The sequence below is a fragment of the Hydrogenophaga sp. YM1 genome (assembly GCF_016903055.1).
In the GTDB taxonomy this organism is placed as follows: Bacteria; Pseudomonadota; Gammaproteobacteria; order Burkholderiales; family Burkholderiaceae_C; genus Hydrogenophaga; species Hydrogenophaga borbori.
The window spans coordinates 3557556-3582690 of the sequence record NZ_CP070223.1; the positions used below are offsets into that span (position 1 = coordinate 3557556).

At 71.3% G+C, this 25135-nt stretch carries 21 protein-coding genes; 5 read left to right on the forward strand and 16 right to left on the reverse strand.

Annotation, left to right across the window (positions count from 1 at the left end; genetic code table 11):
• Positions 1-21: 21 nt before the first annotated feature.
• The gene (locus tag JNX00_RS16825; protein WP_070397346.1) at positions 22-504 is read right to left on the reverse strand and encodes a copper chaperone PCu(A)C; all 483 of its coding nucleotides are present in this window, start codon (positions 502-504) and stop codon (positions 22-24) included.
• A gap of 68 nt (positions 505-572) precedes the next feature.
• Positions 573-959 carry a DUF2946 family protein gene (locus JNX00_RS16830; protein WP_070397345.1) on the reverse strand — a complete coding sequence of 129 codons (387 nt, stop codon included), beginning with the start codon at positions 957-959 and terminating at the stop codon, positions 573-575.
• A 109-nt stretch (positions 960-1068) separates the two neighbouring features.
• Here JNX00_RS16830 and JNX00_RS16835 point away from each other — a divergent pair, with 109 nt between their 5' ends.
• Positions 1069-1713 carry a glutathione S-transferase gene (locus JNX00_RS16835; RefSeq protein WP_070397344.1) on the forward strand — a complete coding sequence of 215 codons (645 nt, stop codon included), beginning with the start codon at positions 1069-1071 and terminating at the stop codon, positions 1711-1713.
• Positions 1714-1818: 105 nt separating this feature from the next.
• On the opposite strand, the gene JNX00_RS16840 is transcribed toward JNX00_RS16835, so the two are convergent.
• Positions 1819-3945, reverse strand: a complete 2127-nt coding sequence (locus JNX00_RS16840) for a PQQ-dependent dehydrogenase, methanol/ethanol family (protein WP_070397343.1) — start codon at positions 3943-3945, stop codon at positions 1819-1821.
• Between the two features lie 244 nt (positions 3946-4189).
• Here JNX00_RS16840 and JNX00_RS16845 point away from each other — a divergent pair, with 244 nt between their 5' ends.
• On the forward strand, positions 4190-5377 hold the full coding sequence (locus JNX00_RS16845) for a helix-turn-helix domain-containing protein (protein WP_204742951.1): 1188 nt from the start codon (positions 4190-4192) through the stop codon (positions 5375-5377).
• Between the two features lie 19 nt (positions 5378-5396).
• Here JNX00_RS16845 and JNX00_RS16850 read toward each other — a convergent pair whose 3' ends face one another.
• From JNX00_RS16850 to JNX00_RS16880, 7 genes are read right to left on the reverse strand one after another with little or no spacing between them, the layout of a single operon-like run.
• Complete coding sequence (locus JNX00_RS16850; RefSeq protein WP_239478169.1) at positions 5397-6182, reverse strand: lysophospholipid acyltransferase family protein; 786 nt, start codon at positions 6180-6182, stop codon at positions 5397-5399.
• Positions 6179-7498 carry a dihydroorotase gene (locus JNX00_RS16855; protein WP_204742952.1) on the reverse strand — a complete coding sequence of 440 codons (1320 nt, stop codon included), beginning with the start codon at positions 7496-7498 and terminating at the stop codon, positions 6179-6181. Before JNX00_RS16855 ends, JNX00_RS16850 begins: the two co-directional genes overlap by 4 nt.
• Positions 7495-8613, reverse strand: coding sequence for a histidinol-phosphate transaminase (gene hisC, locus JNX00_RS16860; RefSeq protein ID WP_204742953.1), 1119 nt, complete (start codon positions 8611-8613; stop codon positions 7495-7497). The genes JNX00_RS16855 and hisC overlap by 4 nt, the downstream gene beginning before the upstream one ends.
• Positions 8610-9572, reverse strand: a complete 963-nt coding sequence (locus tag JNX00_RS16865) for an aspartate carbamoyltransferase catalytic subunit (protein ID WP_070397339.1) — start codon at positions 9570-9572, stop codon at positions 8610-8612. Before JNX00_RS16865 ends, hisC begins: the two co-directional genes overlap by 4 nt.
• Complete coding sequence (pyrR, locus tag JNX00_RS16870) at positions 9569-10069, reverse strand: bifunctional pyr operon transcriptional regulator/uracil phosphoribosyltransferase PyrR (protein ID WP_070397338.1); 501 nt, start codon at positions 10067-10069, stop codon at positions 9569-9571. The genes JNX00_RS16865 and pyrR overlap by 4 nt, the downstream gene beginning before the upstream one ends.
• Positions 10066-10491, reverse strand: a complete 426-nt coding sequence (ruvX, locus tag JNX00_RS16875) for a Holliday junction resolvase RuvX (RefSeq protein WP_070397337.1) — start codon at positions 10489-10491, stop codon at positions 10066-10068. Before ruvX ends, pyrR begins: the two co-directional genes overlap by 4 nt.
• Positions 10475-11071: a YqgE/AlgH family protein gene (locus tag JNX00_RS16880; protein ID WP_070397336.1), complete on the reverse strand. Its 597-nt coding sequence runs from the start codon at positions 11069-11071 to the stop codon at positions 10475-10477. The genes ruvX and JNX00_RS16880 overlap by 17 nt, the downstream gene beginning before the upstream one ends.
• A gap of 66 nt (positions 11072-11137) precedes the next feature.
• On the opposite strand from JNX00_RS16880, the gene JNX00_RS16885 reads away from it, so the two are divergent.
• Positions 11138-12616 (forward strand): deoxyribodipyrimidine photo-lyase, encoded by a 1479-nt coding sequence (locus JNX00_RS16885; RefSeq protein WP_070397335.1) that lies wholly within the window; start codon positions 11138-11140, stop codon positions 12614-12616.
• A gap of 118 nt (positions 12617-12734) precedes the next feature.
• On the opposite strand, the gene JNX00_RS16890 is transcribed toward JNX00_RS16885, so the two are convergent.
• From JNX00_RS16890 to JNX00_RS16915, 6 genes are all read right to left on the reverse strand, one after another.
• The gene (locus JNX00_RS16890; protein WP_204742954.1) at positions 12735-18743 is read right to left on the reverse strand and encodes an Hpt domain-containing protein; all 6009 of its coding nucleotides are present in this window, start codon (positions 18741-18743) and stop codon (positions 12735-12737) included.
• 32 nt (positions 18744-18775) lie between these two features.
• The gene (locus JNX00_RS16895; RefSeq protein ID WP_070397333.1) at positions 18776-21034 is read right to left on the reverse strand and encodes a methyl-accepting chemotaxis protein; all 2259 of its coding nucleotides are present in this window, start codon (positions 21032-21034) and stop codon (positions 18776-18778) included.
• Between the two features lie 59 nt (positions 21035-21093).
• Positions 21094-21630 (reverse strand): chemotaxis protein CheW, encoded by a 537-nt coding sequence (locus JNX00_RS16900; protein ID WP_070397332.1) that lies wholly within the window; start codon positions 21628-21630, stop codon positions 21094-21096.
• A 24-nt stretch (positions 21631-21654) separates the two neighbouring features.
• The gene (locus JNX00_RS16905) at positions 21655-22020 is read right to left on the reverse strand and encodes a response regulator (RefSeq protein ID WP_070397331.1); all 366 of its coding nucleotides are present in this window, start codon (positions 22018-22020) and stop codon (positions 21655-21657) included.
• Positions 22020-22421, reverse strand: coding sequence for a response regulator (locus tag JNX00_RS16910; protein ID WP_175442774.1), 402 nt, complete (start codon positions 22419-22421; stop codon positions 22020-22022). The genes JNX00_RS16905 and JNX00_RS16910 overlap by 1 nt, the downstream gene beginning before the upstream one ends.
• 93 nt (positions 22422-22514) lie before the next feature.
• A complete protein-coding gene (locus tag JNX00_RS16915; protein WP_083292799.1) occupies positions 22515-22688 on the reverse strand; it encodes a rubredoxin in 174 nt (57 codons plus the stop codon).
• Between the two features lie 149 nt (positions 22689-22837).
• On the opposite strand from JNX00_RS16915, the gene JNX00_RS16920 reads away from it, so the two are divergent.
• Both JNX00_RS16920 and hemL read left to right on the forward strand, forming a co-directional pair.
• Complete coding sequence (locus JNX00_RS16920) at positions 22838-23785, forward strand: bifunctional hydroxymethylpyrimidine kinase/phosphomethylpyrimidine kinase (RefSeq protein WP_070397330.1); 948 nt, start codon at positions 22838-22840, stop codon at positions 23783-23785.
• 7 nt (positions 23786-23792) lie between these two features.
• Positions 23793-25100, forward strand: coding sequence for a glutamate-1-semialdehyde 2,1-aminomutase (gene hemL, locus JNX00_RS16925; protein WP_204742955.1), 1308 nt, complete (start codon positions 23793-23795; stop codon positions 25098-25100).
• Positions 25101-25135 lie beyond the last annotated feature (35 nt).

The following is a 25135-nucleotide window of genomic DNA, read 5'->3' on the forward strand; positions in this document are numbered from 1 at the left end:
GAAGGCCTCGGCGGCTGGCGCTCAGTGCTTGCCGTGGCCGCTGCCGTGGGCAGCGCCAGCGGGCGCGGCCGGCATGGGCGCCATGGCGCGGGCCGTGGCCTTCACGTCCTGGGTCTGGCGCTGGCCGTCGGCGCCTTCGAACACCAGCGTCAGGGGCACCGCGTCGCCCGCTTTCACGGGCGCCTTGAGGTCCATCATCATCACGTGGTAGCCGCCGGGCTTGAGCTCCACGGTCTGGCCCGCGGGCAGCGGCAGCGCGGCGATGGCACGCATGCGCATCACGTCGCCCTCGAGCTTCATCTCGTGCACCTCGACGACGCCGGCCGCCGGCGAGCGCACCTCCACCAGGCGCGTGGCCTGCGGCGCGGTGAGTTTCATGAAGGCGCCGGTGGACGACTGCGCGCCGACGGTGGCGCGCGCCCAGGCGTCCTGCACCTGCACGGGCGTCTGGGCCCAGGCGGTGGCGGCAATGGCAAAGGAAGAGGCGATGAACAGGTGTTTCATGGGGAATCCGAATCGGCAATGGGGAGGACACGGCGCGGGCCAGAGCGGCGCGCCGTGCGGGAAGGGATTCAGATGCCCCGGGGCGGCGCGCGCGCCGGCGCGTGGGCCGTGGCCGGCGCGTCCTGCCCGCGCTGCGCCTGCGCCAGCGGCACGGGCTGAGGCGCCGCCTCGGGCAAGGCCAGCGCGGGCGCGGGCGGCAGGCCCGCGCCACCGGCGCTGATGGCGCCCCAAGGACAGGTCAGCGCGGCCTCGGGCGCGTGGCCGTCGGCGCTGTCGCTGGCGTCGGCGCGCACCCAGGTGATGCCGCTGGCGCTGCAGATCTGCACCCAGTGGCCCGCGTCGGGCCCGCGGGCCTGCAGCGCGGCCTGCGACAGCACGGGCGCGAAGGCACCGAAGCAGACCGCCAGGAGGGCGATCCACGCGGTGAGGCGACGCGGCCAGCGGTGCAGAAACATGGGACGGGATTCTACGGGCGGGGTCCCGCCCGCGACGCCCGAGGCCTTGCGCCCCCCCGGCATCGGGGCCACGATCCCCCGTTTCGAACGACCACCGGAGACATCGCCCATGCTCAAGCTCTGCGGCTTCGCGGCCAGCAACTACTACAACAAGGTCCGTCTCGCCCTGCTGGAAAAGGGCATCCCCTTCGAGGAAGAACTGGCCTGGATCGGCGAGACCGACCCCAGCTGCAGCCCGCTGGGCAAGGTGCCTTACCTCAAGACCGACCAGGGCGCGCTGTCGGAGTCGACCGTGATCCTGGAGTACCTGGAGGACGCCTACCCGCACCCGCCGCTGCTGCCGGCCGACGCCTTCGCGGCCGCCAAGGTGCGCGAGCTGGTGCGCTACCTGGAGCTGCACCTGGAACTGGTGGCGCGCAACCTCTACCCCGAGGCCTTCTTCGGCGGCAAGGTCAGCGACGCCGCGAAGGAGAAGATCGCGCCGCAGCTGGAGAAAAACATCGCCGGCTTCGCCAAGCTCGCCAGCTTCTCGCCCTTCCTCGCCGGCCCTGAGTTCACCCTGGCCGACTGCGCGGGCGCGGTGCACCTGCCGCTGGTGAGCAGCGCCACCAAGATCATCTACGGCCGCGACTTCCTGGCCGAGCTGCCCGTGCGCGACTACCTCAAGCGCCTGGGCGAGCGGCCCACGGTGCAGAAGCTCAACGCCGACCGCAAGGCCAACACCGAACTGATGTTGAGCCGAAGCAAACGCTGAACCAACGCCCATCCACCACCCGGCGGCACCGCGGAACCGGCTTTGCCGGGCCGCAGGTGCCGCCCCCCTTGAGGGGGGTCGCGCGAAGCGCGGCGGGGGGTGCTTCTACTTCTTGGGGCGGATCGCGTCAGCGGTGCCCTGGATGAATGCCTTGATCTTCTGCACGTCGTCCGGCGTGAGCTTGCCCGTGAAGTCGGGCATGCCGCGCGCCATGGCCGGGCCCTTGAAGACGAACTTGTCCAGGTTCTCGATGAAGGCCGAGTCCATGTAGCCCAGGTTGGGGATGTTGCCGCCGCGGTCCACGCCCGGCACGCCGTGGCAGAACACGCAGTTGCTCACGTACAGCGCGGTGCCCTCGGGCACATGGGCCGGGTCGTACTTCACGCCCTGCACGAGCTGGCCCAGCCGGTAGGCCACGAAGTCCGGCGCCGGCGCCTTGCCGCCCACAGCGAAGGTGTAGACCGTGCCCGGGCCCTGGCGCTCGGTGGCGCGCTGCGCCAGGCCGTACACACCGCCCCAGCCCACGGCAATGGACACGTACTGCTTGCCGTCCACCAGATAGGTGGTGGGCGCGGCCACCACGCCGGTGCCGGTGGGCGTCTCCCACAGCTTCTCGCCGCTGGCGGCGTTGTAGGCCACGAAGCGGCCGTCGGCCGTGCCCTGGAACACCAGGTTGCCGGCCGTGGTGAGCGTGCCGCCGTTCCAGGGCGAGACGTGCTCCACCGTCCAGCGCGCCTGCTGCTTCACCGGGTCCCAGGCCACCAGGCGGCCAAAGGGCTTGCTGGCGGGCGGCTCCACGTTGGCGAAGGTGGCCAGGTTCCAGCCCATGTTGCTGTGCGGCTCGCCCGGGCGCACGCCGTTGAAGTTCCAGTTCTTGTTGTCCATCAGCGTGAGCGGCACGCCCTGCACCGGCATGTAGACCAGGCCGGTCTTCGGGTTGAAGGACATGGAGTGCCAGTTGCGCGCGCCAAAGGCGCTGGGGATGATCTCGCGCGGGCGGTCGGCCGTGCGCGCGATGTCGGTCTCGATCGGGCGGCCATTCTTGTCGTAGCCCGTGGCCCAGTTCACGTCGACGAAGTTCTTGGCCGAGATGAACTTGCCGTTGGTGCGGTCGACGATGAAGAAGAAGCCGTTCTTGGGCGCGTGCATCACCACCTTGCGCTTCTTGCCGTCCAGCGTGAGGTCGGCCAGGATCATGGGCTGCGTGGAGGTGAAGTCCCAGTTGTCGCCGGGCGTTTCCTGGTAGTGCCAGACGTACTTGCCGGTGTCCGGGTTGAGCGCGACGATGGACGCCAGGTACAGGTTGTCGCCGCCGGCCGGACTGCGCTTGCTGCGCGCCCAGGGCGAGCCGTTGCCGGTGCCGATGTAGAGCAGGTTCAGCTCGGGATCGAAGGCCATGGCGTCCCAGGCCGTGCCGCCGCCGCCCGCCTCCCACCACTTGCCGGCCGGGTCCCAGGTCTTGGCGGCCTTGGCCATGGACTCGTCCTCGAAGGGCTTGGACGGGTCGCCCGGCACGGTGAACCAGCGCCACTTCTGCTCGCCGGTCTTGGCGTCGTAGGCCGTGACATAGCCGCGCACGCCGTACTCGGCGCCGCCGTTGCCGATGATGACCTTGCCCTTGACCACGCGCGGCGCGCCGGTGATGGTGTAGCTGAACTTGCGGTCGATGATGGTGTCCTTCTCCCACACCTTCTGGCCCGTGGCGGCGTCCAGCGCCACCAGGCGGCCGTCGTAGGAGGCCACGAAGACCTTGCCCTCGTACAGGGCGACGCCGCGGTTGACCACGTCGCAGCAGCCCTTGAAGCCGCCCTCGCGCGGCACCTGCGGGTCGTAGGACCAGATGCGCTTGCCGGTGCGCACGTCGATGGCGTGCACCACGCTCCACGAGGCGGTCACGTACATGATGCCGTCCACCACCAGCGGCGTGGCCTCCACCCCGCGCGTGGACTCCAGGTTGTAGGACCAGACCAGGCCCAGGTCCTTCACGTTGCCGGTGTTGACCTGGTCGAGCCTGGAGTGCCGGGTCTCGGCGTAGTCCAGGCCGTGGCTGGGCCAGTCGGGCGTGGCGCGCGCGTTGCTGCGCACGAAGGCGCCGTCGACCTTCTTCGTGACCGCGCTGATGTGCGCGGCCGATCCCTTGACCGTCGCCTGCTGGGCCTGCGCGCCGAGCGCGGCGCCCAGCAGCAGCGCCAGGCCGACGGCGGCGCGGGCGGTGAGCGAATGGGTGCTCATGTTGTCTCCTGATGTGCCGGTCCGGGCCGGCGTGTGGGGTCGGTGGCAAGGCTCGCGCATCCCCCCGGAACACGGATGCCGCGACGGCCATGTTCCGCAGCCGGCCATCGCGCGGCACCCCCGGGATTTCCCTCAAGTGTTTTGTTCCACGGTGGAACAGAGTGGGCGGATGGCGCAGGGATTTCCCGCAGCGCGGTGCCCGCGCGCGGCACCGATACTGCCCTGGCCCACCCCGAGCGAACCCATGGCCGAGCCCGCCCGCCCCCTGTTCTTCCAGACCGCCGAGCAGCGCACAGCGCTCGCGCGGCAGCGGTTCTTCGACGAAGGCGAACGCCCCACCGGGCTGGTGAACGAAGCCGTCATCCAATCGTGGATGCGCTGCACCGCCACGCGCCGCGACCCGCGCCAGGCGGTGAGCTTCGACCCCGTGACGCGCAGCCGCATGCACGCCTGCCTGACGCGCAACCAGCAGCTGCTGCTGGCCGGCAACGAAGACCTGCAGCAGCTCGCCGCGGCGCTGGGCGGCACCAGCTGCCGCGTGCTGCTCACCGACGGCCAGGGCGTGGTCATCCACGCCAGCGCGCCGCTGGGCACGGCACCGCAGCCGCTGCTGGACGCGGGCAGCCGCGTGGGCGTGAACCTGGCCGAGGGCGAGATCGGCACCACGGCGCCGGGCATCGTGGCGCGCGTGGCCAGCGCCTGCACCGTGCAGGGCGCCGAGCACTTCCACGAGATGCTGCAGACCCTGCACTGCGCGGCCGCGCCCATCCGCGACGTGCACGGCCGCCTGGCCGGCGTGCTGGACCTGTCCATCGAGGGCTCGCCCTTCGGCTTCGACGCCGCCGGCCTGGTGGCGCTCTACGCCAGCACCATCGAGAACCGGCTGCTGCGGCTGCAGTCGCCCGCGCACCTGGTGCTGCAGTTCCAGGCCAGCCCGCGCGTGCTGGGCACGCCGCTGGAAGGCCTGGCCGGCATCGACGTGGGCGGCCAACTGGCCTGGCTCAACCCGGTGGCGCAACGCCTGACCGGCGCCAACGCCCTGGCCCACCCACCGGTGGACGAGGTGTTCGGCCTGGCCTTCGAGGAACTGCTGGCCTTGCACCGCGCCCGCGAGCCGCGCGCGCTGCGGCTGCCCAATGGGCTCACGGTCTGGGTGCGCGCCCACATCGGCAGCGCCGACGGCGTGGACTTCAACCGCGCCGTGGCCACCGGCGCGCCGCCGTCCTCGACCGGCGAGGCCGCGCCCGACGCACCGATCGCCGACGCCGCGCCCTCCTCCACGCTGGACGACCACCGCGACCGCGTGATCTCCGAAACGCTGGCGGCCTGCGGCGGCAACATCGCGCGCGCCGCGCGTCAGCTGGGGGTGTCGCGCGGGCTGCTGTACCGGCGGCTGCGGGCCGCGCCGGCGACCGAGGCCTCCGCCCCCTGAACCGGCCCGGCGGGCCCGCTCAGCGCGCCGCGTCGAACTCGGCCTGCACCTCGGCGCGCAGCGCCTCGGACCAGGCGCGGCGGTCGCGCGCCCCCGCGCGCTGCGGCGTGCCGTAGCGCACCACGGCGCGCACCGTGTCCGAGCGCAGCGTGCGCCACACCGACGCGACCAGGGTGTCGTCGCCGATGAACACAGGGCCCGGGTGCGGCAGGCCGCTGCCACGTTCCAGGTAGCGCAGCGCCACCGGCTGCACCGGCGCGCTGGCCGATATCGCGGCCTGCAGCAGGTTGGCGTGGAAGGGCAGCAGCTGGGCGCCGTCGCCCGTGGTGCCCTCGGGAAACACCGAGACGGTCTCGCCCGCGCGCAGCCGCTCGGCCATGCGGTGCACCACGCGCAGCGCGTCGCGCCGGCTCTCACGCTCGATGTAGAGCGTGCCCGCGCCGGTGATGAGCGAGCCCAGCAGCGGCCAGCGCTGCACGTCGGCCTTGGACACGAAACGGCTCGGGTGCGCGGCGTTCATGACCAGGATGTCGAGCCAGGAGATGTGGTTGGCCACCATCAGCACCGCGCCGTGCGCGGGCGGCTGGCCTTGCACGTCCAGCGCGATGCCCATGATGGCCAGCATGCGGCGCGACCATTCGCGCACGATGAGCTGGCTCTGCGCGTGCGTGAGGCGGCCGAACTCGCTGCGGATGATCCATAGGCCGCGCAGCACGTGCAGCACGGCGCGCAGGGCACGCCAGGCCGCGCGCAGCTGCCCACCCCGGGTGCGCGCCCCCCCGGCCTGGCCGTGCGGCGCGTTCACGCCGGCGCCGCCACGCCCTCGGCCGCGTGCGCGATCTGCCCGCCCACCAGCGTGGCGCGCACCGACACCGGCATCTCGTGGCCCTCGAACGGCGTGTGCCGGCCCTGGCTGCGCAGGGCCGAGGGCGCCACGGTCCAGGGCGCGTCGGGGTGGAAGACCAGCACGTCGGCCGCGCCGCCCACGGCGAGCTGGCCCACGCTGGCCTGCAGCGTGCCCAGGCTGGCGCCCAGCACGCGCTGCGGACCGTGCGTCAGCACCGCCAGCGCCTGCATCAGGCCCAGGCCTTCCTGCTGCGCCCAGGTGCAGGCCAGGCCCAACAGCAGCTCCACCGCGCTGGCGCCGGGCTCGGCCTCAGCGAACGGCAGGGTCTTGGCGTCGCTGTCCACCGGGTTGTGGTCGGACACCAGCGCGTCGATGGTGCCGTCCGCCAGGCCGGCGCGCAGGGCGTCGCGGTCGCGCTGCTGGCGCAGCGGCGGCTGCAGGCGAAAGCGGCTGTCGTAGAAGCCGATGTCCACGTCGGTGAGGTGCAGGTTGTGCACGCTCACGTCGCAGCTGACGGGCAGGCCCTCGGCCTTGGCGGCGCGCACCAGGTCCACGCCGGCCGCGCTGCTGAGGCGGCACAGGTGCACGCGCGCGCCGCCCTTGGTGGCGCGCATGAGCTCGAACAGCGTGTGCAGCGCGATGGTCTCCGCCGCGACGGGCACGCCGGCCAGGCCCAGGCGCGTGGCCAGCGGGCCGCTGGCGGCCACACCCTTGCCCAGCCACAGGTCCTGCGGGCGCAGCCACACGGTGTAGCCGAAGGTGGCCGCGTACTGCAGCGCGCGCAGCAGCACCTGGGTGTTCTGGATGGTGGTTTCGGCCTGGCCGAAGCCCACGCAGCCGGCCTCGGTGAGCTCGGCCATCTCGGTCAGCACCTCACCGGCCAGGCCGCGCGTGAGCGCGCCGAGCGGGAAGACGCGCGAGCGGTGCAGCTTCTCGGCGCGGAACTTGAGCATGTCCACCAGGCCGGGCTCGTCGAGCACGGGCTCGGTGTCGGGCGGGCAGACCAGCGAGGTGACGCCGCCGGCCACCGCCGCCGCGGTCTCGCTCTCCAGCATGCCGGCGTGTTCCTGGCCGGGTTCCTTCAGCCGCACGGACAGGTCCACCAGGCCCGGCGCGACCACGCAGCCAGCGGCGTCGATGGTGCGCGCGGGGTGGAAGTCGGCGGCGACCCGGCCGATGGCGATGATGCGACCGGCGGCGATGGCGACGTCGGCCATCTCGTCGCGGCCGCTGGCCGGGTCGATCACGCGGCCGTTCTGGATCAGGATTTTCATGCGGGTGTCACCTTGGAATCGCGGTGCCGGACGGGATCGATCAGCTCGCGCAGCGCGGCCACCAGGGCCTCGCATTCGGCCGGCGAGCCGATGGTGATGCGCAGGTGCTCGGCGATGCGCGGCTGGTTGAAGTGGCGCACCAGGATGCGGCGCTCGCGCAGGTCTTGCTGCAGCCGGGCCGCGCCGTGGCGCGGGTGCCGCGCGAGCAGGAAGTTCGCGCTCGAGGGCAGGCAGTGAAAGCCCAGGGCCTGCAGCTCGCGCGCGAGCCATTCGCGGCTGTCGACGATGCGCCGCGTGAGCGAGGCGAAGTGCGCCTGGTCCTCCAGCGCGGCCTGCGCGCCGGCCAGCGCCACGCGGTCCAGCGGGTAGGAGTTGAAGCTGTCCTTGACGGTGCTCAGCGCCCGGATCAGGTCGGCGTGGCCCAGGGCGAAGCCCACGCGCAGGCCCGCCAAGGCGCGCGACTTGGACAGGGTCTGCACCACCAGCAGCTGGGGAAACTCGTCGATGAGCGACACGGCGCTCTGCGCGCCGAAGTCCACGTAGGCCTCGTCCACCACCAGCACCGAATCGGGGTTGCGCTCCAGCAGCCAGCGGATCTCGCCCAGGGACAGCGCGATGCCGGTGGGCGCGTTCGGGTTGGGCAGCACGATGCCGCCGTTGGGCTGCCGGTAGTCGGCCACCCGCACGCGGAATTCGGCGTCCAGGGGCACGGGCTGGCAGGCCACGCCGTAGAGCGCGCAGTAGACCGGGTAGAAGGAGTAGCTCACGTCGGGCACCAACACCGGCCGGCCGTGGCGCAGCAGGCCCATGAAGGCGTGCGCCAGCACCTCGTCCGAGCCGTTGCCCACGAAGACCTGCTCCACCCGCAGCCCCTGCTGCGCGGCGATGGTCTGGCGCAGCGCCAGCGCCGAGGGATCGGGGTAGAGGCGCAGCCGCTCGTCCACCGCCTCGGCCATGCGCCGCAGCGCCAGCGGCGAGGGCGGGTAAGGGCATTCGTTGGTGTTGAGCTTGATCCAGCCCGTGCCCTGCGGCTGTTCGCCGGGCGTGTAGGCGCTCAGCCCGCGCAGGGCCGGGCTCCAGAAGCGCGTGTCGGGGTCGGGCGCGGGGGTGCTCACGCTTCGTTGCCCGCGACGATGGACATCACCGCCATGCGCACGGCGATGCCGAAGGTGACCTGCGGCAGGATCACGCTCTGCGGACCGTCCACCACGGCGGAGTCGATCTCCACGCCGCGGTTGATGGGGCCCGGGTGCATGACGATGGCGTCGGGCTTGGCCCACTTCAGGCGCTCGGGCGTGAGGCCGAAGCTCTTGAAGTACTCCTGGCTGGAGGGCAGCAGCGCGCCGCTCATGCGCTCGTTCTGCAGGCGCAGGGTGATGACCACGTCGCAGCCCTTGATGCCCTCCTCCAGCGTGTGGCACACGCGCACGCCCATGTGCGACAGGTCGCTCGGCACCAGGGTGCGCGGGCCGACCACGCGCACGTCGGGGCAGCCCAGGGTGGTGAGGGCGTGGATGTCGGAGCGCGCCACGCGCGAGTGCAGCACGTCGCCCACGATGGCCACCGACAGCTTCGTGAAGTCCTGCTTGTAGTGGCGGATGGTGTACATGTCGAGCAGGCCCTGCGTGGGGTGCGCGTGGCGCCCGTCGCCGGCGTTGACCACGTGCACGTGCGGGGCCACGTGCTGCGCGATCAGGTAGGGCGCGCCCGACTCGCTGTGGCGCACGACGAAGATGTCGGCCGCCATGGCGCTGAGATTGGCGATGGTGTCGAGCAGCGACTCGCCCTTGGCGGTGGAGCTGCGCGCGATGTCGAGGTTGATGACGTCGGCGCTCAGCCGCGTGGCCGCGATCTCGAAGGTGGTGCGCGTGCGCGTGCTGTTCTCGAAGAACAGGTTGAACACGCTCTTGCCGCGCAGCAGCGGCACCTTCTTCACCTCGCGGTTGCTCACGCTGGTGAAGCTGGACGCGGTGTCGAGGATGTGCGTGAGGATGTCGCGCGACAGGCCCTCGGTGGAGAGCAGGTGGATGAGCTCGCCGTTCTTGTTGAGCTGGGGGTTGCGGGCGGGGGTCATGTTTGGCTTTCCAGCACGAAGCGCAGGCGGCCGTCGCCGTCGCGCGCGAGTTCGAGCGACTGGCCGGCGGGCACCTCGACATGGGCCATGCTCAGCTGCGCCTCGATCGGCAGCTGGCGTCCGCCGCGATCGACCAGCACGGCCAGGCGCACGCTCGCGGGGCGGCCGTGGTCGAAGAGCTCGTTGAGCACGGCGCGCAGCGTGCGGCCGGTGTAGAGCACGTCGTCGATCAGCAGCAGGCTCGCGCCGTCCACCTCGAAGGGCAGCTGGGTCTGCACGCTGCTGGCCAGGCCGCGGCGCGCGAAGTCGTCGCGGTGCATGACGGACGAGACCACGCCGCAGGCGCCGGGCTGTTTCAGGTCGGCGTGCAGGCGCTCGGCGATCCAGGCGCCGCCGGTGGCGATGCCCACGAGCCGCGTCGCGGGCTCGGCCTCCAGCACGGCCCGCACGCGCGTGAGCAGCTGCGCGTAGAGCGCTTCGGCATCGGGTGGGGTCAAGGCAGGCTCCTCAGGAACTGTTCCAGGATGATGCAGGCGGACGCGGCGTCGGCGTCCCGCGCGCCCTGCGCGTGCGCCTCGGTGGTGCTGTAGCGCTCGTCCACCTCGAACACGGGCAGGCCATGGCGGCCGTGCAGGCGGCGCGCGAACTTGCGCGCCATGGCGGTGTTGGCGTGCTCGGCGCCGTCGGGGTGGAAGGGCACGCCCACCACCAGCGCGTCGGGCGCCCACTCGCGGATGCGCTCAGCCGCGCGCTCCAGGCGCGCGTCGCCGGTGGCCACGATGGTGGGCTGCGGCGTGGCGCTGCGGGTGAGCCGGTTGCCCGTGGCCACGCCGGTGCGGCGCTGGCCCAGGTCAAAGGCCAGGAAGGTCTGCAGCGTGGCGGCGACTTCGGGCATGGCCGGCTCAGGCATGGCCGGCATCGGGTGAGAGCATCCAGGGCTGCTGCAGGCCCAGCAGGGCCATGGCGCGCTCGTAGCGCTCGGCCACCGGGGCCTCGAAAATGATCTCGATGTCGGCCGGCACCGTGAGCCAGGCGTTTTCGGCGAGCTCGGACTCGAGCTGGCCCTGACCCCAGGAGGCGTAGCCCAGCGAAACGAACACGCGGCGCGGACCGGCGCCGGCCGCCATGGCCTCGAGCACGTCCTTGGAGGTCGTCATTTCCAGACCGCCGGGGATGGACAGCGTGGAGGCGTAAACCGACTCGCCGTCCTGCTCGGGGTTGACGGCCTCGTGCAGCACGAAGCCGCGCTCGGTCTGCACCGGGCCGCCCTGGAACACGGGCAGTTCCATGAGGTCTTCGCGCGACAGCGGCAGCTCGACCTTCTCGAACAGCTTGGGCAGCAGGATGTCGCTGGGCTTGTTGATCACCAGGCCGAGGGCGCCGCGTTCGCTGTGTTCGCACATGAACACCACGCTGCGGCCGAACAACTCGTCGGTCAACCCCGGCATCGCGATCAGGAAATGATGGGTCAGGTTGGTCGGAGCAAAATCGGCGGCCATGCGTGGATTCTATGTCCCGCCCCCCGCCCGCCCGGCTTCGCCGGTCACCTCCGCCAGCCACCGACCATGAGCCATTTCGACGCCGGCCTGATGTGGTTCCGCCGCGACCTGCGCGCCAGCGACAACGCGGCCCTGCACCACGCGCTGCGCCACTGCCGCCAGCTGTGGTGCGTGTTCGTGTTCGACCGCGACATCCTGGACCCGCTGCCGCGCGCCGACCGCCGGGTGGAGTTCATCCGCGAATCGCTGGTGGCGCTGGACGCGCGGCTGCGCGAGCTGGGCGCCGAGCACGGCCGGCCGGGCACTGGCCTGATCGTGCTGCACGACCAGGCCTCGCGCGCCATCCCCGCGCTGGCCGAGCGCCTGGGCGTGCAGGCCGTGTTCGCCAACCACGACGACGAACCCGCCGCGCTGGCGCGCGACGCCCAGGTGCTGGGCGCGCTGGCGCACCAGGGCGTGCTGCTGCGCACCCACAAGGACCACGTGATCTTCGAGCGCCGCGAGGTGCTCACGCAGTCCGAGCGGGCCTTCGGCGTGTTCACGCCCTACAAAAACGCCTGGCTCAAGGCGCTCACGCCCTTCCACCTCAAGGCCTACCCGATCGCCAAGCACGCGGGCGCGCTGGCGCCCTTGCCCGAGGGCCTGTCGCGCCCGGTGCCCACGCTGGCGGAGATTGGCTTCCAGCGCACCAACCTGTCACAGCTCGCCCTGCCCACCGGCGAGGACGGCGCGCACCAGCTGTTCGACGACTTCCTGCAGCGCATCGACCGCTACGACGAGGCGCGCGACTACCCGGCGGTCAAGGGCCCCAGCTACCTGAGCGCGCACCTGCGCTTCGGCACCGTGTCCGTGCGCGCGCTGGCGTCCATCGCACACGGGCTGCACGCCCAGGGCAACCCGGGCGCCAGCACCTGGCTGTCCGAGCTCATCTGGCGCGACTTCTACCACCAGATCCTGGCCAACTTCCCGCACGTGGTGCAGCGCGCCTTCAAGCCTGCCTACGACGCCGTGCGCTACGAGCACGGCAAAGCCGCCGACGCCCTGTTCCAGGCCTGGTGCGAGGGCCGCACCGGCTACCCGCTGGTGGACGCGGCCATGGCGCAGATTCTCCAGACCGGCTACATGCACAACCGCCTGCGCATGGTGGTGGCCAGCTTTCTGGTGAAGGACCTCGGCATCCACTGGCAATGGGGCGAGCGCTACTTCGCCGAGCACCTGATCGACTTCGACCTCGCGGCCAACAACGGCGGCTGGCAGTGGGCCAGCTCCAGCGGCTGCGACGCGCAACCCTGGTTCCGCATCTTCAACCCCGTCACCCAGAGCGAACGCTTCGACCCGCAGGGCCGGTTCATCCGGCGCTACCTGCCCCAGCTCGCCGGCCTGCCCGACGCGGCGATCCATGCGCCCTGGAAGGCCAGCCCGGTGGAGCTGGCCGCCGCCGGCCTGGTGCTCGGCGACAACTACCCCCTGCCGCTGGTGGACCACGCGCAGGCCCGCGAGAAGACCCTGGCGCGTTATGCGGTGGTGAAAGAAGCGGGGGGCTGATCGGCCGGCGAGGTTTCCGGTGCCGATCGGCCTGTGGAAGGACCCGGCGTGGGTGTTCTACCAGGACGTTCTCAGCGGCCTGGGAGCGTGAGGCGCCAGCGGCCGGGGCCGCCGGCCCTCAGGCGTCGGCGGTGGCCTTGGCGTAGCGCGCCACCAGCACCAGCAGCTCGTCTTCGGAATAGGGCTTGCCCAGGTAGTGGTCCACGCCCAGTTCTCGCGCGTGCTCGCGGTGCTTCTCGGCGATGCGCGAGGTGATCATGATCACCGGCAGATCGGCCAGGCGGGCGTCGGCCCGGATGTTGCGCACGAGGTCGAAACCGTCCATGCGCGGCATCTCGATGTCGGACAGCACCACGGCCGGGCGCTCCACCTGCAGCCGCTCCAGCGCCTGCAGGCCGTCGGCCGCCAGCGCCACGCGGTAGCCCTCGCGCTGCAGCAGGCGCTGGGTGACGCGGCGCACCGTGATGGAGTCGTCGACCACCAGCACCAGCGGCACGCTGGCCAGCGCGGCCTCCGCGCCGGCGTCGCCGCCCGTGGCGGCGCGCTCCGTGGCCTGGGGCAGGGCCGCCTGCTGGCGCACCCATTCGGGCACCTGCGGTCCGTACACCGTGGACAGCGCCACCGGGTTGTAGATCAGCGCCACCGCGCCCGAGGCCAGCACCGACATGCCTGCCAGGCCCGGCAGCCGCGACAGCTGCGCGCCCAGGTTCTTGACCACGACTTCCTGGTTGCCCAGCACCTCGTCGACGTGCATGGCCAGGCGCTGGGATGCGCTGCGGAAGACCACCACCGGCAGCGTGCGGTTCTGCGGCTCCTGCGACTGCGCCGTGGACTGCAACAGGGCGCCGCTCCAGAAGAAGGGCACGTCCTCGTCGCCATGGCGCATGTGGCCGCTGGCGTAGGCCGCCTGCAGCTCGGCCGGCGGCACGCGGCGCACGATCTCCACCAGGTTCGACGGCACGCCGAACATGAGCTCGCCCGCGCGCAGCATCACCACCTGCGTGACCGCCGTGGTCAGCGGCAGCACCAGCTTGAACGAGGTGCCCTGCCCGGCGCGCGTGGCGGTCTCGATGCGGCCACCGAGCGCGAGCACGTCGCTGCGCACCACGTCCATGCCGATGCCGCGCCCGGCCAGCTCGGAGACTTCGCGGGCCGTGCTGATGCCGGCCTCGAAGATGAGCTGGGCGGCGTGCTCGTCGTCGATGACTTGATCGGGCGCCAGCAGGCCGGCCTCGCGGGCCTTCTCGCGCAGGCGCTCCAGGTCGATGCCGCCGCCGTCGTCGGCGAACACCAGCGAGACGTCGTTGCGCTCCTGGTGCAGTTCGATGTCGATACGGCCTTCGGCCGGCTTGCCGCGCTGCTCGCGCAGCTCGGGCGATTCGATGCCGTGGGCCACGTGGTTGCGCAGCAGGTGTTCGAAGGTGCCGGTCATGCGGTCCAGCACGCCCCGGTCCATTTCGATGTTGCCGCCGGTGATGTCCAGGCGCACCTGCTTGCCGGTTTCCTTGGAGGCCTGGCGCACCACGCGGTACAGGCGCTCGGAGATGCCCTCGAACTCCACCATGCGCGTGCGCAGCAGGTCGCGCTGCAGCTCGCGCGTCTGCCGCGCCTGGGCCACGAGGTTGTCTTCGGTCGCTTCCACGGCGCGCTGCAGGTTGCGCTGCAGCGTGGCCACGTCGTTCACCGACTCGGCCATCATGCGGGTGAGCTCCTGCACGCGGGTGAAGCGGTCGAATTCCAGCGGGTCGAAGGCCTGCACATGGTCGCGGGCCTGGGCCAGGCGCGATTGCATCTGCGTCTCGGCCTGCAGCTCGATGTCGCGCAGCTGCTGGCGCAGGCGGTCCAGGTTGCCCGTGAGGTCCTTCAGCGAGGCACGCAGCGTGACGACCTCGGCTTCCATGCGCGAGCGCGAGATGATCACCTCGCCGGTCTGGTTGACCAGGCGGTCGAGCAGCTCGGGGCGCACGCGCACGGCGGCCCCACCGCGCGCCGCCAGCTGGGCCGGCGCGATGGGCGCGACGAAGTGGGCGCCCAGGGCGCTGGTCGCGGCGAGCGGCGCGGCCGGCACCGCGGCCTCGGCCACGGGCTGCGCCTCGGGCGCGGGCTGCGCCTGTGTCTCGGGCGCGGACTGCACCACGGCGCCGGTCTGGGCGTCGGGGTGCCGCAGGGCATCGAAGCGCGCCACGATGGCGTCGAAGGCGCTTTGCAGCACCTCCAGGTCGCTGGCGCGTTGCACGTCGGAACCCAGGCGCTCGGCCGAGGTTTCCATGCGGTGGGCCATTTCACCCAGGCGCAGGGCGCCGGCCAGGCGGGCACTGCCCTTGAGCGTGTGCAGGCCGCGCAGCACCTCGGCGCGCGCGTTGCCGTCGTCGGGACGGGCGCTCCACTGGCGCAGGGCCGCGCCCATCTGCGGCAGCAGTTCCTGGGCCTCTTCCTCGAAGATGGGGAACAGGTCGACGTCGATGGTGTCGACCGCGTCGATGTCGTCGTCGATGTCCTGGTGGCCGGCGGGCGCCAGTGCGGCGCGCGCCGGCTCGGGCGCGGCGGGCAGGTCCCACTGGGTCACGGAACCGGCGCTGGCGTCCAGGGCCTCGTCGGCCGCCGAAGGTGTCGGCGCCGGCTCGGCCAGCGAGGGCTCGTCGTCGGCCGGCAGCAGCTCGACCTCGTCGCTGACGGTGAGGAACACCTCGTCGTCGGCCGTGGCGGGCGCGGCCGACGGCGGTTCGCCAAAGGCCTGCGGGTCGTGCACCACCTGCACCAGCGACTGCAGCACGAAGGGATCGGCTTCCTTCAGGAAGCCCGCCGCGAACTGGTGCAACAAGCGGCGGATGTCTTCACCGGCGTCCACGAACAGCTGGCCCAGCGCGGCCGGCGCCTGCTGTCCCTCGCGCTGGCGCGCGGCCACCGAGCCCAGCGCGTGCTCCAGCGCGCGCGCGACGCCGGACAGCGACTCGAAGCCGACGGTGCCCGAGCTGCCCGCCAGCGAGTGCGCAAGCGCCTCGGCCGACTCGGGCACCGGCACATGGGTCTCCATGGCCCACTCGGACAGGGTGGTGCCCAGGCGGCGGGACCACTCGTCGGCCTCGTTGAGGAAGACGTTGTAGAGCTTGTGGCCAATGCGCAGCGAGCCGATTTCGCGCACGGGCTCCTCGGCAGGGGCGCTCACCAGGGGCACGGGCATGGACACCGGCTCGGCGGGCGGCAGCGGCGCCGGCGCCGTCAGCTCGATTTCCTGGATGTCGGCAAAACCGGATTCGACGGCCTCGCGCGGGAAGTCCTCCAGCTGGTCGAACTCGGGCGGCACCACGGGCGCGGCCACCGGGGACTGGTCCCGCGCCTCGGCCGGCGTCGCCTGTGCGGCCTCGGCCTCGGCTTCGGCTTCGGCTTCGGCGGGTGCGTCGGTCACGGCTGGCTCGGGCGCCTCGGCGGCCGCGGGTTGCGCGACGGCCGCCAGCAGGTCGAGGTCGATGTCGGCGAGCAGCGGAACCTCGAGCGCGGCCTCGGACAAGGGCTCGGGCAGGGGCAGGTCGCCGAAGCCGGTGGAGGGCGCGGCCGCGTCGGCCGCCGGTGCCTGGGCCGACGGCTCGGCCTCGGCCCCTGGCGGCTCGTCGTCCAACGCGATGTCGATGGGTTCCTGCGCCACGGTGGCGGGGGGCGCCTGCAGGGGCAGCCACACGCCCTGGGCCTTCAGGGCCTCGGCGCTGGCCCGGAAGGGCTGCGAGCGCCAGGCGGACGCCTGCTGGGCAGCGATGTCCCGCACCCAGCGTTCGAATTGGTCCAGGGCCTCGCCCGACAGGCCCAGCAAGGCTTCGCTGGCGGGCCGCTGCTCGGCCAGCACGGCGTTGAGCAACTGCTCCAGGGCCCAGGCCGCCTCGCCGAACTCGTTGAGGCCCACCATGCGGGAGCTGCCCTTGAGCGTGTGGAAGGCGCGGCGCAGCGTGGTCAGGTGGTCGAGATCGGAGGGCTGCTCGCGCAGGTGCGAGACCGCTTCGCGGCCATTGGCCACGACCTCGCGCGCTTCCTCCAGGAAGATGTCGAGCAGGTCGTCTTCGTCCGTGTCGTCGGCCGCCGGTGCGTCGGCGGGGGCCGCCGGCGCGTCGGGCGCGGCGGCTTCGGTCAGCCCGACCAGCGCCTGCGCGCCGACCGCGGCGTCATCGCGCACCACGGCTTCGGCGGCTTCGCGCGCGGCCTTGGCCACCGCCGGCTGTTCGGCCAGCGCGGCCTGGTCGGCGAGCGAATCCAGCTGCTGGCTCAGGCCGCTGAGGTCGTCCAGTCCACCGAAGACGCTGTCGACCACGCGGCGCACGCCCGCCTGCAAGGCCTCGGCGTCGCTGCGGGCGGGCGGCGAGCGGTCGCGGCCCACGCTGGCGCGCCCCATGAGCGGGACCAGGCCGCCTTTGTCCTCGTCGAAGACGAAGAGCTTCTTGGCCAGCGCCGGCTGGTAGCTCAGCATGTCCACCAGGAAACTCAGCGCGCTCAGGTTGTCGCCGAGCTGCTGGAAGGTGCCGGCCTCACGGGCCAGGGCCTCGTCGACCTCGGTGTCCAGGATCTGCTCGACGCTGCCGCGCATGCGGGTGACGGCCTGCACCGCGTGGTCCAGGCCCAGCACCGACAGCACGCCGCGCATCTGGGCCAACTGGGTCACCGCGACGTGCAGGCCCGCTTTCTCCTGCGGCTGGCGGAAGAACTGGTCGAGCGATTTTTCGACCTCGCCGAGCGACACCTTCAGCTCGTCGACCACGCTGCCCATGGTCTGGCGGTCGCTGACGCGGCGATAGAGCTGCTCCATCCACCCGTCCAGCGGGCGGGCCGCCTCGCCGTCGATGACGCTGCCCAGGCGCTGCGCCAGGTCCTGCGTGCGCGCCGCGAGCTCGGGCTCGGCGGGATCGAAGTCCTCGAACGCGGCCTCCAGGTACAGGGTGGTCGTGGCCACTTCCATGGCGAGCTCGGGGCGCACGCCGCCGGGCTCGTTCACGGCGCGATCGGCCGCCTTGACCAGCGCCGCCGCGAGCGGCGCGCTGGGCGGATGCAGTTTGAGCAGCGACTCGCCAATCAGGCCGAACTGGTCGCCGACCTGGCGGGCCCGGGCATGGTCGCCACCCGAGAACAGGGACCAGGCCTCCTTGGCCGTCTGGATGCGTTTGCGGGCCTGCGCCAGCACGGCGGGGTCGTAGCGGCCCAGCGTGGCCTGGTGGTAGTCGGCCGGGCGGTAGCGCTGCAGCCCATAGGTCTCGCGCACGGCGCCCAGGTGCTGGGTGGCGGCCGCGTCGGCGGGCTGGCTCTGCGCGCAGAAGAACAGCAGGTCGTGCAGCAGGGTTTCCGACACCTGGCCGGTGCCGGCGGCCATCTGGCCGAACTGCATGAGCAGGCGCGACGCCGCCCGCTTCACGTACACGTCGAACGGCAGGCCAGGCCCGCCCGCGGCCTCGAAGAAGGCCGCCGCCACGCGCCAGAACGTGCGCTGGCGCGGCTCCGCGGCGGCGGCGGACATGCCGCCGCACAGCTTGGCCAGTTGCTGGCAGGCCGCCGCACTCTGCGTCTTGACGACGAGCAGGATCAGGCGGTCGAACAGCGAACGGACCGCCGGGCTGACATCGAGCGGCTTGGCGCCCGGCGGCGCCGGCATATCGATCGCCCGGTGATCAAAATCCCAGAGGTCCGAGGGATGCACGCGCTCGGCGCCCGCGAGCTCCAGCACCTCGCGGTACTGCTGGAACAGCGCCACCGGCTGCACGGGCTTGTGGTTGAGCACCGCCTCGAGGTACTCGACCAGGGCGAAGCTGGCGCGTTCCACCCGGCTGGCGGCCTGCTCGTCGCAACTGGCCGGCTTCTGCACGAAGCGCTGCACCGCCGACTCCATGCCGCGCAGCACCTGCGCGGGCGCGCCCAGGCCGACCACCTCCAGCGCCCCCACCGCCTGGTGCAGCTGCTGGCGGGCCATGCGCAGGGCCGCCGGGTCCACCGCTTCGAGATCGCCGTGGCGCGACTGCTCGTTCTCGCGCACGAACCGCCGAATGGCCTTGTTGGCCGCATCGAGCGATTTGCGCAACTCCTCGAAGACCCAGGCCAGTGGCCCAAGGTCGGTGTTGGGCAAGTCCTGCAGAGCGGATTCGGGCGCTTCGGTCATGGGCCTCCCTGATGGATTCGAGCGGTCCGCCGTCAGGCGATCTTGAATCGGGCCACCGACTGGCGCAGTTCTTCGGCCATGGCCGACAGCTCACGCACCTGCTGGGCCGTGGAGCGCGTGCCCTCGCCGGTCTGCTCGGTCACCGCGAAGATGTGCTGGATGTTGCCCGCCACCTCGTTGGCCGATTCGGCTTCGCGGGAGGCGGCGGTGGAGATCTGCTCGATGAGGTCGGCCAGCCGGCGCGACACGCGGTCGATTTCGGACAGCGCGGTGCCCGCGTTGTCGGACAGCCGGGCCCCGGCGACCACGCCCTGCGTAGAGCGCTCCATGGCGGCCACCGCGTCCTGCGTGTCGGTCTGAATCGCCTTCACCAGCGCCGCGATCTGGCGCGTGGCGTCGGCCGAGCGTTCGGCCAGGCGCTGCACCTCTTCCGCCACCACCGAGAAGCCCCGGCCCGCTTCACCGGCGGACGCGGCCTGGATGGCGGCGTTGAGGGCCAGCACGTTGGTCTGTTCGGTAATGTCCGAGATCAGTTCGGTGATCTCGCCGATCTCCTGCGAGGACTCGCCCAGCCGCTTGATGCGCTTGGAGGTTTCCTGGATCTGGTCGCGGATGGCGTTCATGCCGCCGATGGCGTCCTGCACCGCCTGCAGGCCGGATTCGGCGGCCTGCAGCGAGGCCCGGGCCACCTGGGCCGACTCCTGCGCCTGGCTGGACACCTGGTTGATGCGCTGCGCCATGTCGAGCACCGACTGGCCGGTTTCGCGGATCTCGCGCAGCTGCTCGGTGGAGGCCGCCAGCAGCTCGGTCGAGGTGTTTTCCACCGCCGACGTGGTCTGCGCCACGCGGGTGGCCGTGGCCTGCACGTTGCCCACCAGCGACCGCAGCTCTTCCACGGTGTAGTTCACCGAGTCGGCGATGGCGCCCGTGATGTCCTCCGTCACGGTCGCTTCCTGCGTCAGGTCGCCCTCGGCCACCGTCTGCAGTTCGTTCATCAGGCGAAGAATGGCCGCCTGGTTGGCGTCGTTGACGCGCTTGGCTTCCTGCTCCTGCGCCTCGGCGGACAGCCGCTGGCCTTCGGCCATCATCTGGCGCTGGCGGCTGTCCTGCAGCTGCACATAGGCCAGGCCGCCCGCGCACAGCAGCGCGAACACCGTGGACAGGGCCAGGGCCAGCAGCTGGCCGCCACCCAGGCCGGAGCGGCCGGAGAGGTCCTGCTGCAGCTTCTCCAGGCCCACGCGCAGCGGTTCGCTGTCGGCCACGATGGCGGCCTGCGCCTCGCGCGCGGCCACCAGGCCCTGCAGGTTGCCCAGGATGGCGCCGGCTTCGACGCGGGTTTCCTCGTAGCGCTGCAGCAGGGCCTGCAGGCGCTCGCGCACCTGCGGGTCGCGGGCGGCGCTCAGGCGCAGCTCGTCGCTGCCTTTGAGCAGGCCGTCCGCCACTTCCTTGAAGGTGATCAGGTCCTTGCCGAGCAGGAACACCGCCTCGGGGCTCACGCCTTCCAGCGTCAGGAACTCGTTGGCCGACTTGCCGATGCGCTGCGTCAGCATCACGAGCTGGCCGGAGGCGGAGATTTCGGCGGCGGGCGCGTTCTGCTGCAGCTTGAGGGAGGAGATCGTCTCGGCGATCTCCAGCAGGTCGGACGACTGGCGGTTGATGGTGCGCAGCGCGGCGCCCACCTGCGTCAGCGTGGCCTGCTGGCCCAGCACGGCCGAAGCGTTGCGCTCGGCGGCGTCGATGCGCGGCAGAAGGTCGTCGAGCGCGCCGCCGTATTCCGGCCCCAGCGGCTCGATCGCCATGTTGCTGTCGCCCTGCTTGAGGCCGCGCACGCTGGTGGCCAGCACGCTGGCGCTGTCGCGCACCTCGGGGAAGGCGGTGGGGCTGCCCACCAGCGCCTGCGACACGCTCTTGGCCAGACGCTGCGACTGCATCAGCGCCTGACCGCTGGCGGCCACCTGCTGGCTGATCTTTTCCGCCTGGCTCAGCACGAAGAACGTGATGGCGCCCAGCACCAGCAGCGCGAAGGCCAGCAGCACCGCGAGCGAGCGCTGGTGCTGTTCCGCCGGGCGGCGACCCAGAATGGGCAGTGAAACCAGCGCGTCCTTGGGCGTGTCGCCATCGTCCTCGGTGATCAGCAGGTTGTCGTCGAGATCCCCCGTGTTGGCGTCGGGCGCCAGGCGGGCCGCGGCAAGCTCCGCGATCTCCTGATCCGTCACGCCGGCCAGGTCAGGCTCATCCGCCTCCTTGTTCTTCTTGGAGAACAGCCCTTGGAATCGATCAAGCGTGGCCATGGTTTACCTTCCAACTCACAACGGGTGAACAAAAACGTCGGGTGCCGGGTGGGGCGCCGTCAGGCCGCGATGGCCAGGAATTCGGGTTCGCTCACGAGCAGCTGCAGGTCGAGTTCCTGCCAATCCTGCCCCTGTGCGTCCACCAGAACGCGTGTCATGTAGCCGGGCGCGTCCGCCGGGCGCTCGCCCAAGGCGCTGAACGCGCCGGGATTGCGCAGGCCCAGCAGGCGATCGATCCAGAACACCGCGTTCAGGCCGAGGGCGCCGTGCAGGCTCACCAGCCGCGACTCGGAGGTGATCCGCTCTGTGGCGCGCCCCGCGCCGCGAGCGGTCCCCTGCACCAGGCCAGCCAGGTCGATCACGCCATGCAAGCCACCGCGCAGGTTGGCGACGCCGAGGTACCAGGGCTTGGTGTACGGCACCCCCTGCACCGCCGACCACGGAAAAATCTCGCCGGACTGCACCAGCGGCAACAGGTAGCGGCGACCGCCGGCCTCGATGGCCAGCCAGGTCGCGGTCAGCGCTTCGGTCTTCGCTGCCGTGAGGCGCTGGGCCAGCCGTTCCTGGAGCTCCTTCAGCGACTGTCGTTTGGCCATGCTGGTGCGGTTCGGGCACCGGCCTCAGGCCAGCGCTCGGATCTTGGAAAGCAGTTCTTCGCCGTTGACCGGTTTGGTGACGTAGTCGCGGGCCCCCTGGCGCATGCCCCACACGCGGTCCGTCTCCAGGTTCTTGCTGGTGCACATGACGATGGGGATGCTCGAATACTGAGGATCGCGCGTGATGGCGCGGGTCAGCTGAAAGCCATTCTGGCCGGGCATCACCACGTCCATCAGAATGAGATCAGGCTTTTCCTCCCCGAGACGACGGAAGGCCTCGTCCGCATTCTCGGCGGTGCGCACCGTGTAGCCATTTTTGGTCAACAGATCCGACAGGACCAGCAGCTCGGTCTTCGAATCATCGACGACGAGGATCTTGTGGATGGGCATCAGGCAACTCCGTTGACGTTGAGATGGGCGCCAAACTGCTGCACGGCCTGCAGCAGCTGGTCTTTGGTGAAGGGTTTGGTGAGGTAGTCCTGCGAGCCGACCATGCGGCCGCGGGCCTTGTCGAACACGCCGTCCTTGGACGAGAGCATGACGACCGGGATGCTGGCGAAGCGGGCGTTGCGCTTGATGATCGCGCAGGTCTGATAGCCGTCCAGCCGCGGCATCAGGATGTCGCAGAAGATCAGGTCGGGCTGGTAGTCGTTGATCTTGGCCAGGGCGTCGAAGCCATCGTCGGCCAGCAGCACTTCATGGCCGCCTTGCTTGAGAAAAATCTCGGCGCTGCGCCGGATGGTGTTGCTGTCGTCGACGACGAGAACCTTCAGGGCAGGCGTTGCACTCACGATGGACGGGCTCCTCAACCACTATCGGGCCCGATGCGGCGGTGCCGCCCGGACCCCGGACAACGGATCGACGGCCCCCTGGCCACCGTCCGCTCAGATTTGAACCATCTCGAAATCTTCCTTGCGGGCGCCACACTCGGGGCAGGTCCAGTTCATCGGAACGTCGGCCCAGGGGGTGCCGGCAGGTACGCCGTGCTCGGGTGCTCCTGCTGCTTCGTCGTAGATCCAGCCGCAGATCAGGCACATCCAAGTCTTGCTGTCGCTCATGGTTTTTGTGGTCTGTATCGTAGAATGCAAGGATTGTATCCAGCCCGTTCAAGCGCTCTGCGGTGTCATTTCACAGGCGAGTGGACGGCGCCAGAGGCCCCCGCACCACAGTGCCTGCGGGCCCGCGCAGGCCGCACAATCCCCCCACCATGTCCGATCCCGACGATTCCTCCGTCGTCCGCGAGGCCACGGCCCCGGGCGAATCCCCCCTGCCCTGCGTGATGAGCTTCAACGCCAACGACCCGAGTGGGGCGGGCGGCCTGAGCGCAGACCTGACGGCCATGTCCAGCGCGTCGGCGCACGTGCTGCCGGTCGTCACCGGCGCCTACGTGCGCGACACCTCCGCGATCCGCGACCACTTCAGCCTCGACGAAGAGGCGGTGGTCGATCAGGCGCGCTGCGCGCTCGAGGACATGCCCGTGCGGGCGATCAAGGTCGGCTTCGTGGGCACGCCCGAGAACCTGAGCGCCGTGGCCCAGATCACCAGCGACTACACCGAAGTGCCGGTGATCACCTACATGCCCGACCTGTCCTGGTGGGACGAACTCGACATCGAGAACTACCTGGACGCCTGCACCGAGCTGTTGCTGCCGCAGACCACCGTGCTGGTGGGCAACCACAGCACCCTGTGCCGCTGGCTGCTGCCCGAGTGGGAGGGAGACCGTCCGCCGGGACCACGCGACGTCGCCCGCGCCGCTGCGGTGCACGGCGTGCCCTACACCCTGGTGACCGGCTTCAACGCGGCCGACCAGCACCTGGAAAGCCACCTGGCCTCGCCCGAGACCGTGCTCGCCACGGCCCGCTACGAGCGCTTCGAGGCCACCTTCGCCGGCGCCGGCGACACGCTGTCGGCCGCGCTGTGCGCCCTCATCGCCAGCGGGGCCGACCTGCAGACCGCCTGCGCCGAGGCCCTGACCTACCTGGACCAGTGCCTGGACGCCGGCTTCCAGCCCGGCATGGGCCACGCGGTGCCCGACCGCCTGTTCTGGGCCCACGAAGAGGACGCCGAGGCCACCGACGAGTCCGCCACCGATCCCGCGCCGCCCGACAGCGCGCTGGACGCGGGCGATTTCCCCCTGGACACCACCCGACACTGACCGACCCATGCCCGACCGCAACCTGGACCTGTTCGAGCGCGCCAAGACCCTGATCCCCGGCGGCGTCAATTCCCCGGTGCGCGCCTTCCGCGCCGTCGGCGGCACGCCGCGTTTCGTGCAGCGCGCGCAAGGCGCCCACTTCTGGGACGCCAATGGCCAGCGCTACATCGACTACATCGGCTCCTGGGGCCCGATGATCCTCGGCCACGGCCACCCCGCCGTGCTCGAAGCGGTGCAAACGGCCGCGCTCGACGGTTTCTCGTTTGGCGCCCCCACCGAGCGTGAGGTCGAGCTCGCCGAGGCCATCGTGGCCCTGGTGCCCAGCCTGGAGATGGTGCGCCTGGTCAGCTCGGGCACCGAGGCCGGCATGAGCGCGATCCGGCTGGCGCGCGGCGCCACCGGCCGGCGCAAGATCATCAAGTTCGAGGGCTGCTACCACGGCCACGCGGACGCCCTGCTGGTCAAGGCCGGCTCGGGCCTGGCCACCTTCGGCAACCCCACCAGCGCGGGCGTGCCGCCCGAGGTGGTGCAGCACACCCTGGTGCTTGAGTACAACAACCTCGAACAGCTTGACGCCGCCTTCGCCGAGCACGGCGCCGACATCGCCTGCCTGATGATCGAACCGATCGCCGGCAACATGAACTTCGTGCGCGCCAGCCTGCCTTTCATGGCGCGCTGCCGCGAGCTGTGCACCCGGCACGGCGCCCTGCTGGTGTTCGACGAGGTCATGACGGGTTTTCGCGTGGCCCTGGGCGGCGCGCAGAGCGTCTACGCCCGCCAGCTCCCCGGCTTCGAGCCCGACATGACGGTGATGGGCAAGGTCATCGGCGGCGGCATGCCGCTGGCGGCTTTCGGCGGCAAGCGCGCCGTGATGGAGCAGCTCGCGCCGCTGGGTCCGGTCTATCAGGCCGGCACGCTGTCGGGCAACCCGGTGGCCACGGCCTGCGGCCTGGCCACCCTGGCCGAGATCCGCCGGCCCGGCTTCTTCGAGGCCTTGTCGGCGCGCACGCGCCAGCTGGTCGACGGACTGAAGGCCGCGGCCGACCAGGCCGGCGTGCCCTTCAGCGTGGACGCCGAGGGCGGCATGTTCGGCTTCTTTCTCATGCCGGGGCTGCCGCAGAACTACCAGGCCGTCATGAAGACCGAGGGCGCCCGGTTCAACGCCCTCTTCCACGGCCTGCTCGACCGCGGCGTCTACATCGCGCCCGCGCTGTACGAGGCCGGCTTCGTGAGCGCGGCCCACAGCGAGCAGGACATCGCCGACACCGTGGCGGCGGCCAGCGAGGTGTTCAAGACGCTGCCTCGAGTGGCGTGACGTGTCGAGCGTCGCCGCGGAACCGGCTTTGCCGG